This is a genomic window from Parvibaculum sp. (assembly GCF_035511255.1).
Lineage (GTDB): Bacteria > Pseudomonadota > Alphaproteobacteria > Parvibaculales > Parvibaculaceae > Parvibaculum.
Genome location: NZ_DATKFR010000100.1, coordinates 1 through 2,007, shown reverse-complemented (window position 1 = coordinate 2,007; position 2,007 = coordinate 1). Strand labels below are relative to the sequence as shown.

General features: G+C 62.9%; 5 protein-coding genes. 4 read left to right on the top strand and 1 reads right to left on the bottom strand.

Annotated elements, in window-relative coordinates; translation table 11 throughout:
* From VMR03_RS03375 to VMR03_RS03360, 4 genes are all read left to right on the top strand, one after another.
* Positions 1-256 (top strand): hypothetical protein (locus VMR03_RS03375; RefSeq protein WP_325402224.1); only part of this gene is annotated, 256 nt, incomplete at its 5' end.
* 37 nt (positions 257-293) lie between these two features.
* On the top strand, positions 294-770 hold the full coding sequence (locus tag VMR03_RS03370; RefSeq protein ID WP_325402281.1) for an MmcB family DNA repair protein: 477 nt from the start codon (positions 294-296) through the stop codon (positions 768-770).
* 437 nt (positions 771-1,207) lie between these two features.
* Positions 1,208-1,486: a type II toxin-antitoxin system RelE/ParE family toxin gene (locus tag VMR03_RS03365; protein WP_325402279.1), complete on the top strand. Its 279-nt coding sequence runs from the start codon at positions 1,208-1,210 to the stop codon at positions 1,484-1,486.
* Positions 1,487-1,498: 12 nt separating this feature from the next.
* Complete coding sequence (locus tag VMR03_RS03360) at positions 1,499-1,795, top strand: HigA family addiction module antitoxin (RefSeq protein ID WP_325402278.1); 297 nt, start codon at positions 1,499-1,501, stop codon at positions 1,793-1,795.
* A gap of 4 nt (positions 1,796-1,799) precedes the next feature.
* Here VMR03_RS03360 and VMR03_RS03355 read toward each other — a convergent pair.
* On the bottom strand, positions 1,800-2,007 hold a 208-nt coding region (locus VMR03_RS03355), incomplete at its 5' end, for a helix-turn-helix domain-containing protein (RefSeq protein WP_325402216.1).

Below are 2,007 nucleotides of genomic sequence, written 5' to 3'. Positions count from 1 at the left end.
CTTCGCGGAAGCCGGCATCGGCGCGCCGGAAGCCGATCTGCGGCACTTCGAAAATGCGGGTCCTCTTCGGGATGCCGTCTTTCGCGGCTACGCGGCCGTCACGGGCGCGATGCCGGATCTCGCGCGCTATCGCCGCGCGGTGGCGGTCAACGCCGCCGTCTCGCTCGCCATCGGCGGCGAGAGCGGCCATCCGCGCGAGGGAATGCGCCGCCGCCAATGGCTCGACGAAGCGCTTGCCCAGGCCGGTCTCGACTGACTTGCGGGCCTTGCCCCCATGGGACTAGCTTGGCGCCATGGCCAATTTCAGCGACGAGATCGAGGACAGCTTCCGTCTCTTCGACGGGCGGCAATCCGCGACGGCGGCCGCCGTGCAGCGCGGCTGCGGGCGCTTGCTCGCCCAGATGAACTATGCCGCGCTCACCGAACTCACGCTCGCGACCGGCCGCCGCGCCGACATCATCGCGCTGGGGCCGAAGGGGGAGATCATCATCATCGAGATCAAGTCGAGCCTCACCGATTATCTCACCGACGGAAAGTGGGAGGATTATCTCGACTTCTGCGACCGCTTCTTCTTCGCCGTGCCGCCGGATTTTCCCCGCGAGGTGATCCCGCTCGATGTCGGCCTCATCATCGCCGACAAATACGACGCCGAGATTCTGCGCGAGGGCGAGCACGACGTGCAGCTCCCGGCCGCTCGCCGCAAGGCGCTGACGTTGCAATATGCCCGCGTCGCCGCGAGGCGCGTGTTCCGGTTTCTGGATTCGGAATAAGGCGGCAGGGTCCAGCCCATCTCAACTCATCGTCCGTCATCCCGGCGAATGCCGGGATCAAGGAGCAGCCAACGAAAAAGCCCTCCGCGAGGAGGGCTTGGGAGCATTGGACGCAGTTCCAGATGTAACCGGATAGATGGGAAGGAGCGTCACGCTCGTCAAGTGGGCGGCACACTCTCCGCTCACGAATATTTTTTGAAAAACTTATCCCCGCTTCCCGATTCGTCATTGCGAGGAGCGATAGCGACGAAGCTGCTTCATTACGAGGAGCGATAGCGACGAAGCTGCTTCGAGACGCGGTTTCACCGCCCCTCGGATCGCGATTTGCGCCGCCCCAGGACAGGCCCGAGCCCGCCTCGAAGGATGGATTGCCGCGGCTTTGCCGTGTTCCACGAACACCTTGACATTGTACGTATAGCGTACTAATAAATGAAATCGTGATCCGAACCTTCGCAGACAAAGACACTCGGAGCCTTTGGGAACGCCAGATGGTGAGGCGTTTCCGCGCCTTCGAGCGGATAGCGTTGCGAAAGCTCGCGCATATCGACGCGGCGACGTCGCTCGACGATCTTCGGTTTCCGCCGGGAAATCGTCTGGAGGCGCTGAAGGGCGAGCGTCGCGGACAGATGTCGATCAGGATCAACGATCAATGGCGCGTCTGTTTTCGCTGGTCGGATGGCGGAGCGGAGGATGTCGAGATCGTGGATTATCATTGAAGGACATGAACCATGGCAAAACTGGCTCCCATACATCCGGGTGAAGTCCTTGCGGAGGATTTCATGGCGCCGCTCGGCCTCAGCGCCAATGCCTTGGCAAAGAGGATCGGCGTGCCGGCAAACCGCATCAGTGCCATTGTCGCCGGACGTCGCGATGTCTCGCCGGACACGGCTCTGCGGCTGGAGCGCGCGTTTGGCTCCTCGGCCGAATTCTGGCTGAATATGCAGGCGCGCTACGATCTCGAAACGGCACGCGATCGCATCGACCGAAAAGAACTTGCTTCGATCAAGGCGATCGAAGCCGCCTGATCCCTCACTTCGGCGCGCGCTTGGCGAGAATGCGTTGCAGCGTGCGGCGATGCATGTTGAGGCGACGCGCGGTTTCCGAGACGTTGCGGTCGCAGAGTTCGTAGACGCGCTGGATGTGTTCCCAACGCACGCGGTCGGCCGACATCGGGTTTTCCGGCGGCGGCGCCTTGTCGCCGGTCTTGGCGAGAAGCGCCGCCTCGATGGCGTCGGCA

Bases quoted from the DNA above. Each gene is read 5' to 3' on its own strand.
- VMR03_RS03370 (WP_325402281.1), top strand. From the start codon at position 294: ATGGCCAATTTCAGCGACGAGATCGAGGACAGCTTCCGTCTCTTCGAC.
- VMR03_RS03360 (WP_325402278.1), top strand. From the start codon at position 1,499: ATGGCAAAACTGGCTCCCATACATCCGGGTGAAGTCCTTGCGGAGGAT.